Genomic DNA, 8,635 nt, shown 5'->3' on the forward strand with positions numbered 1-8,635 from the left:
TCGGCGCCACCGGCCGGCCCGGCCTCGGCCCGCGGACGGCGGTGGGCGACGTGTTCGCCCTGTACGACCGTGATCTGAACCCGCTGCCCGACACGGCCGTACCCGGCCTGCTCGACGATCCCGGGTTCGTGGGGGAGTTCGCGGACCTGCACCGGTACTACCGGCAGGCCCGCCTGCTCCGGCTGCGCCGGCTCGACGGCAGACTGCTGGCGGTCTTCCGCACGGGCGAGAAGGCCGACGACATCCGCGTACTGCGCTGGGCCCTGGACGGGGCCGGCCGGCCGTCGTTCCTGGACGCGCGCGGCGAGCGTGACGACGTCTTCCCTCCCTCCCATGACCTCGCCTGGACCGAGGCGACCCGCGAGGACCACGTCCCGGGCCGGCACCCGCACGTCCGCGTCCGGGACGAGCTGTACGTCTCCACCGTCGGCGGCACGCTCACCGTGAAGCTGGAGAACGACACCGAGACGGGCGAGGGGATTTACGGCGAGCCGGTCGTGGAGCCGCTGCAGGCGCTCGCCGACGCGGACATCGCGCACGCGCGCCTGGGCGCCCTGATCCTGCTGCGCGTACGGCCGTACAAGGAGGACGCCCACCGCTACCTGGTGTTCCACACCCTCACCAAGACGGTCGTCCGCCTGGACGGCATCGGGCAGGCGTGCCGCCGCCTGCCCGACGACCAGGGCATCGTGTTCCCCGGCGGCTACTGCCTGGCCACGGGCACCCACAGGACATACGAACTCGGCGCCCTGAAGCTGGAGTTCGAGCGGGAGTTGCGCTCTCCGAACGGCGAGGACGTGCTGTACGCCTTCCAGGCGCGCGGGGAGAGCCGCGGTCTGCTGCTGTCGTACAACACCATCCGCAAGGAGATGGCGAACCCGCTGCCCTGCCGGGGCTGGGCGCTGTTCGACGACGGCACCTTCGCGGTGCTGCGCGCCGACGGCGAGGAACCGGCTCAGGTCCACTCGCTACAGCTGTGGCGCTCGCCCTACGTCTCCGACGCTCACGCCGCGACCACTCCGGCGGGGAGCGGCGCGCTGGGCCGGGTGGGCAACGCCGATCTCGTGCGCGGCATCGCCGCCTGCCTGTCCGTCGCCGCCCTGGCCCGGGAGGGCATCACGACCAGCGAGGGCCACCGTGCGCTGGTCGCCGCCTGTGTGCGCGCCGCCGACGCCCACCACTGGCTGGCCGACGCCGATCTGGGCGACCTGCTGGGCGCGCTGGACGCGGTCCGCGGCACGGCCGAGCAGGTGCTGGCCGAGTTCGAGACCGTACGGGCGCTGACCCGGCAGGCCGAAGACGCCCTGGACGAAGCCGCCGAGCGCATCGCGTCCGTCGTCCGCCGCCTGCGCGGTCAGGCACCGAAGGAGGCCGCGGCCTGGGTGAGCGGGCTGACCGAGCTGCGGCACGCCCACGGCCACCTGCTGACACTCAAGGAGACGCGGTACGCGGACCTCTCCCGCGTCGACGCCCTCGCCGCCGAGGCGGAGGCCGGCCTCGCCGCGTTCGGGCAGCGGGCCGTCGCCTTCCTGGCCCGTGAGGACGCGTTCACCGGTCACGAACAGGAGGTCGAAGGACTCGTCGCCGACGCGGAGGCGATCTCCACGGTCGCCGAGGCGGGCCCCGTGGCCGCCCGGCTGGACGAACTCGGCGACGCGCTGCGCACGGTCACCGAAGTCGTCACCGCCCTCGACATCGGCGACACCACCGTCCGTACGTCCGTCCTGGAGCGCATGGCCGGGGTGCTGGCGGGGGTCAACCGGGCCCGGGCCACCCTGGACGCCCGCCGTCGCGCGCTGGCCGAGCGTGAGGGCCGCGCCGAGTTCGCCGCCGAAACGGCGCTGCTCGCGCAGGCCGCCACCGCCGCCCTCACGGTCGCGGACACCCCGCGGGCGTGCGACGACCAGCTCGCCCGGCTCCTGGCCCGGCTGGAGGACCTGGAGGCCCGCTTCGCGGAGTCCGACGACTTCCTCGGCGCCCTCGCCGACAAGCGCACCGAGGTCTACGACGCCTTCACCGCCCGCAAGCAGTCGCTCTCCGACGCCCGCGCCCGCCGCACCGGACAACTCGCCGCCTCCGCCACGCGGGTCCTGGAGACGGTCACCCGGCGCTGCGCCACCCTCCCCGACGCCGACGCGATCGCCGCCTACTTCGCCTCCGACCCGATGCCGGCCAAGGTTCGCCGCACCGCCGCCGAACTCCGCGAGCTGGGCGACACGGTGCGGGCCGAGGAACTCGACGGCCGGCTGAAAGCCGCCCGCCGGGAAGCCGAACGCGCCCTGCGGGACCGCACCGACCTGTACGCCGACGACGGCCGCACCCTCCGCCTCGGCGCCCACCGCTTCGCCGTCAACACCCAGCCCCTCGACCTGGCCCTCGTCCCGCACGACGACGGCCTCGCCTTCGCGGTCACCGGCACCGACTACCGCGCCCCGGTCACGGACTTGGACTTCGCGGCCAACCGCGCGCACTGGCACCGCCCCCTGCCCTCGGAGTCACCGGAGGTCTACCGCGCCGAGCACCTCGCCGCCCGCCTGCTGCGCGAACACGGCCCGGCCGCCCTCACGGCGGCCGAGGACCTCCCGGCCCTGGTGCGCACGGCGGCGCGAGAGGCGTACGACGAGGGATACACCACCGGTGTCCACGACCACGACACGGTGCTCGTCCTCACCGCGCTGCTGCCCCTGTACGAGACGGCCGGGACCCTCCGCCACGAACCCGCCGCCCGCGCCGCCGCCCAGCTCCACTGGGCCCATGGCACCACCGCCGGGGAACGCCAGACATGGGCCCGGCGCGCACGCTCGCTGGCCCGCGCCCGGGACACCTTCGGACCGGCACCCGCCCTCGCCGATCTGGAGCGGGAACTCGCACAGCGGATCGGCGGCGAGTACGCGGCGGCCGCCGCCTCCTACCTCGTCGAGGAGCTGACCACCGGCCCGGACGGGTTCGTCCTGAGCGCGGGCGCCCGCACCCTGCTGGACAAGTTCCACCGCGCCGTCGGCGGGAGCGCCTACGCCGACGACCTGACCGCGCTGGACGACCCGGCCGTACGCCGGCAGCTCGTCGAAACGTGGCTGTCCTCGTACGCGACGGCCACCGGCACGGAGCTCACCGCGGGCGACCTGGCCGAGGCCGTGGCGGCCGAACTCTGCCCCGACCTGCCGCGCCACGACGGCGACGCTCCCCTCACGGCGACGGCCGAGGGACTGCTGGGCAGCCACCCGCGCATCACCGCGGGCCGCCTTCCCCTGCGCCTGGACGAGTTCCTCGCCCGCACCGCCCGGTTCGCCGCGCGGGACGTGCCCGCCCACCGCGCCTACCAGCGGCGGCGCACCGCCCTCGTCACCGCCGAACGCGCCCGCCTGCGCCTGGACGACCACCGCCCGCGCGTCATGTCCGCCTTCGTCCGCAACCGGCTCGTCGACGAGGTCTACCTGCCGCTCATCGGCGACAGCCTGGCCGGGCAACTGGGCACCACCGGCGACACCAAGCGCACCGATACCGGCGGCCTGCTGCTCCTCCTCTCCCCGCCCGGCTACGGCAAGACGACCCTCATGGAGTACGTCGCCGACCGCCTCGGCCTGATGTTCGTCAAGGTCAGCGGCCCGGCACTGGGCCATGCCGTCACCTCCCTCGACCCCGCCGAGGCCCCGAACGCCACCGCGCGCCAGGAGGTCGAAAAGATCAACTTCGCGCTGGAGGCGGGCAACAACACCCTCCTCCACCTGGACGACATCCAGCACACCTCGCCCGAGCTGCTACAGAAGTTCATCCCGCTGTGCGACGCCACCCGCCGCGTCGACGGAGTCCGCGACGGCGAACCGCTCACCTACGACCTGCGCGGCAAGCGGTTCGCGGTCTGCATGGCCGGCAACCCCTACACCGAGTCCGGCAGCCGCTTCCAGGTGCCGGACATGCTCGCCAACCGCGCCGACGTCTGGAACCTCGGTGACGTCCTGACCGGCAGACAGGACGCCTTCGAGATGAGCTTCATCGAGAACGCGCTCACCGCCAACCCGGTCCTGGCCCCGCTCGCCGGCCGCGACCGCACAGACCTCGACCTGCTGGTCCGCCTCGCCCAGGACGACCCGACGGCCCGCGCCGACCGGCTCTCCCACGCCTACCCGCCCCCCCGACCGGAGCGGGTCCTGACCGTGCTGCGGCACCTGCTGACCGCCCGGGAAACGGTGCTGGCGGTCAACGCGGCCTACATCGCCTCGGCGGCCCAGTCGGACGAGGCCCGCACCGAACCGCCCTTCCGGCTCCAGGGCTCCTACCGCAACATGAACAAGATCGCCCAGCGCGTCCAGCCGGTCATGGACGACGCCGAGCTGGCCGCCGTGATCGACGACCACTACACGGCCGAGGCCCAGACCCTCACCACGGACGCCGAGGCCAACCTGCTGAAACTGGCGGAACTCCGCGGCACCCTCACCGCCGGCCAGGCGGCCCGCTGGGCGGAGGTGAAGGCGGCCTACGTCCGCACGCGGACCCTCGGCGGCGCCGGGGACGACCCCCTCACCCGAGCCGTGGCGGCACTCGGGCTGCTCGCGGACCGGATCACCGCCGTCGAGACGGCCATCACCCGTGCGACCGACCCGCGTCACCGGTTCGCCAACCCGAACGCCCGGCACGCGGCCGGGCGGGCGCAGCCGTGAGGAAGTACTCCGCGCATCCGTGACCGCCCCGTTGCCGGAACCCCGCAACGTATCCGGCCCGGCGGTGCCCGTCAGGGATCTGCCGAAGACGCGTCAACGGTTCGACGTCGAGGACCTCGTCGGCATCCCCGGCGAGGAGGGCGGCAGGCCGACGGCGCCCTCGCAGACCCCGGACAGGAGAGAAAGACCACCGCGTGAGTGACTGGCACGGCTGGGCGGCCGTGGCCGTGTTCGCCGGCGCGTACGTACGGATCACCAGCGAGCGCGTCCACCGCACGGCCGCGGCCCTCGGCGGCGCCGCGTGCATGCTCGCGATCGACGCCACCGACGACAGGGCTGCGTTCTGCTCCGAGCACACCGGCATCGACTGGAGCGTCGTCTTCCTGCTGCTCGGCATGATGGCCGTCGTCGGCGTGCTGCGGCAGACGGGGCTGTTCGCGTACCTGGCGATCTGGTCGGTCAAGCGGGCACGGGGCCGGCCCTTCAGGATGATGGCGATGCCGGTCCTCATCACCGCGGCGGCCTCCGCACGGCACGCCGCTCTGGTGTCGAGTGTCCTACGGGACGGGGGGCAGGCAATGCTCGAAGAATTCCGCCTGGAACTCGTCAAACGCGCCCTGTGCCTCGTTCATGTCCCCCTCGACGGCCACCTTCTCCTGTCGGAGTTTCGCGAGGAGGTGCGGGTCGGAGGTCGCCGCGATGCGGTCCTCCAAATCGTTGAGCCGCCTGCTGGCGCTTTCAAGCTGAGCGCTGCTCTCGTCCATCAGGCGTTTCAGATCCTCACAGTTCGGCATGGCGATCTCCTCTGCGCACTCTCCGCTCGATGCGCTCGCTCTCCGCGCCGACCCGAACCGCAACGGTCGTGCGGCGGATCGACCCCTGATCGAGAAACCGTGCACCGGCATCCGCCGACGCCCGGCGCGTGGCCCACCGCATCGCTCGCGCTAGAAGTGCAGGGGAGGGTCGTCGACACCCGACCGGCAGTCCTGGAGCGCCTGCTGCGCCGAGTCGACTTCCTGCTGATCGTCGTCCACCAGCTGTTGCGCCGCATCCACCTCCCGCCGCAGCTCAGCCAGCTGGCCCGGATCAGGGTCTGGTTGGCGCGTGAGAGCGCGCAGCTTGGCGGTCACGCGGTCAAGAAACCTTGTGTCCTGCCTCAGCTTGTCCTCGGCCTGCCCGACAACTCTCTCCAATCCACTGCAATCCCGCACGGGCATGGCGAATCACCTCTGATCCTCGTGGATCGGGCACTGTTCGCAGGTTCGCGAGGGCGCGGGCCCCGGCATCCCACCGGCCGAGCCGTGAGCCTGGGGCGGGCCCATATACATCTCAACTCCATGAGACCACGGGAGCGGGAGTCCCGCCACGGGAGCGGGAGTCCCGCTGCGCGGGGGTGGTCGAGGAGACCTCGCGCGAAGCCGTCTCGCACCGCTGGGCGGCGCCGGCCTGACCGACGTCGTCCGTGTCGTTCCGCACAGGACACGCGTTCGGACGAGGCGGCCGACTGTGCGGTGCTCTTCCCGTAGTCACGGCCCAGGCCGCCACGTCCGGTCCTGACCGGGTCGTTCGCCCGGCGTTCCAGCGCCGCGTACCGGCCGCCTTCCCGCCCCTGCCCGGCCGTGGTCAGGCTGATGCCGGTGGCCAGGGGCGGGCCGCTGTGTGTACTTCCCCTCCCGGTGGCGCCGCGCGCTTACCCGAGGCGGGGTCGAGTGGTGCTCTAGACCGTCGCCACAGCCTTTCACCACGTAACTGCCGCTGTTTCAGAGGCGAAAGGACTTACAGCGATGTTGTCTACGAACGCGGGCCGGACATGACCCGGCGTGTCGTGATCACCGGTGTCGGTGTGCGCGCTCCCGGCGGCAACGGAACGAAGGCGTTCTGGGACCTGTTGTCGGCGGGCCGTACCGCCACCCGGAGCATCTCCTTCTTCGACGCGTCGCCGTTCCGTTCGCGGATCGCCGGCGAGGTCGACTTCGACGCGGCGGCCGAGGGCTTCGGCCCGCGCGAGATCCGCCGCATGGACCGGGCGACGCAGTTCGCGGTGGCCTGCACCCGCGAGGCGGTCGCGGACAGCGGGCTGGACCTGTCCGCGCTCGATCCGCACCGCATCGGGGTCAGTCTGGGCAGCGCGGTCGCCTCGGCGACCAGCCTGGAGAACGAGTATCTGGTGATGTCGGACGCGGGCAAGGAGTGGGAGGTCGACCCGGCCTACCTGTCCCCGCACATGTTCGACTACCTCTCCCCGGGTGTCATGCCGGCCGAGGTGGCCTGGGAAGTGGGTGCGGAAGGCCCGGTGACCATGGTGTCCGACGGCTGCACCTCGGGGCTCGACTCGGTCGGCTACGCCGTCCAGCTGATCCGCGAGGGCACGGTCGACACCGTCGTCGCCGGTGCCGCGGACACCCCGATCTCGCCGATCGTGGTCGCCTGCTTCGACGCCATCAAGGCGACGACGACCCGCAACGACGACCCGGCGCACGCCTCGCGGCCCTTCGACGGCACCCGCAACGGGTTCGTGCTCGCCGAGGGCGCCGCCATGTTCGTGCTGGAGGAGTACGAGGCGGCCAAGAAGCGCGGTGCGCACATCTACGCGGAGGTCGGCGGGTACGCCACCCGCTGCAACGCCCACCACATGACGGGCCTGCGCAAGGACGGCCGGGAGATGGCCGAGGCCATCCGTGTCTCGCTGGACGAGGCACGCCTGGACGGCACCAGGATCGACTACATCAACGCGCACGGCTCGGGCACCAAGCAGAACGACCGCCACGAAACCGCCGCGTTCAAGCGCTCGTTGGGCCAGCACGCCTACGACGTGCCGGTCTCCTCCATCAAGTCGATGGTCGGCCACTCCCTGGGGGCCATCGGCTCCGTCGAGATCGCCGCGTCGCTGCTGGCGATCGAGCACAACGTCGTGCCGCCGACGGCGAACCTGCACACCCCCGACCCCGAGTGCGACCTCGACTACGTACCCCTGACGGCCCGCGAACAGCGCGTGGACACGGTCCTCACGGTCGGCTCCGGCTTCGGCGGCTTCCAGAGCGCGATGATCCTGCACCGTCCGGAGGTGGCCGCGGCATGACCACCGTGATCACCGGCATCGGGGCGGCCACGCCCAACGGCCTGGGCACCGAGGCATTCTGGAAGGCGACACTGACCGGCGCCAACGGTGTCCGGGAACTGACCGGGTTCGACACCTCCGCGTACCCCTCGCGCCTGGCCGGGCAGATCGTCGACTACGACGCCAAGGCCCATCTGCCCAGCAGGCTGCTGCCGCAGACCGACGTGTCGACCCGCTACGCGCTCACCGCCGCGGCATGGGCCCTCGCGGACGCGGGGGTCGACGAGAACACCCTGGCCGACTACGACATGGGCACGGTCACCTCCAACGCCCTCGGCGGTTTCGCGTTCACCCACCAGGAGTTCAACAAACTCTGGTCCAAGGGCTCGGAGTTCGTCTCCGTCTACGAGTCCTTCGCCTGGTTCTACGCGGTCAACACCGGCCAGATCTCCATCCGGCACAAGCTGCGCGGGCCCAGCGCCGCCCTGGTCGGCGAGCAGGCCGGCGGACTGGACGCCGTCGGGCACGCCCGGCGCACCGTCGAGCGCGGCACCAAGCTCGTCGTGTCCGGCGGGGTGGACTCCGCGTTCGACCCCTGGGGCTGGGCCTCCCAGCTGGCGGGCGGCCGGGTCACCACCGCCACCGACCCGGAGGCCGCGTACCTCCCGTTCGACGAGCGGGCGGCCGGCTATGTGCCGGGCGAGGGCGGCGCGATCCTCATCGCCGAGGACGCCGCGAGCGCCCGGGAGCGCGGCGCGCCCCGGATCTACGGCGAGATCGCCGGCTACGCCTCGACGTTCGACCCCAAGCCGGGATCCGGCCGCGAGCCCGGACTGCGCCGGGCGGCCGAACTGGCCCTGGCCGACGCCCGGCTGGAGCCCGCCGACATCGACGTGGTGTTCGCCGACGCGGCCGGGCT

General features: G+C 72.6%; 4 protein-coding genes. All 4 read left to right on the forward strand.

All coding sequences use genetic code 11. The annotated features are described in order from the left end of the window. Positions 1-4,658: DNA repair ATPase (locus H5J33_RS15150; RefSeq protein WP_181795441.1), on the forward strand; the 4,658-nt coding region annotated here is incomplete at its 5' end. Positions 4,659-4,852: 194 nt separating this feature from the next. After that, a complete protein-coding gene (locus H5J33_RS15155) occupies positions 4,853-6,184 on the forward strand; it encodes an SLC13 family permease (RefSeq protein ID WP_181795442.1) in 1,332 nt (443 codons plus the stop codon). 284 nt (positions 6,185-6,468) lie between these two features. Next, positions 6,469-7,737, forward strand: a complete 1,269-nt coding sequence (locus tag H5J33_RS15160) for a beta-ketoacyl synthase (RefSeq protein WP_181795443.1) — start codon at positions 6,469-6,471, stop codon at positions 7,735-7,737. After that, positions 7,734-8,635: beta-ketoacyl synthase N-terminal-like domain-containing protein (locus H5J33_RS15165; RefSeq protein ID WP_181795444.1), on the forward strand; the 902-nt coding region annotated here is incomplete at its 3' end. The genes H5J33_RS15160 and H5J33_RS15165, both read left to right, overlap by 4 nt.

It is taken from the genome of Streptomyces sp. WELS2 (assembly GCF_013870595.1).
Lineage (GTDB): Bacteria > Actinomycetota > Actinomycetes > Streptomycetales > Streptomycetaceae > Streptomyces.

Excerpts from the sequence above, each read along its gene's own strand:
- H5J33_RS15160 (WP_181795443.1), top strand. The coding sequence starts at position 6,469 with ATGACCCGGCGTGTCGTGATCACCGGTGTCGGTGTGCGCGCTCCCGGC.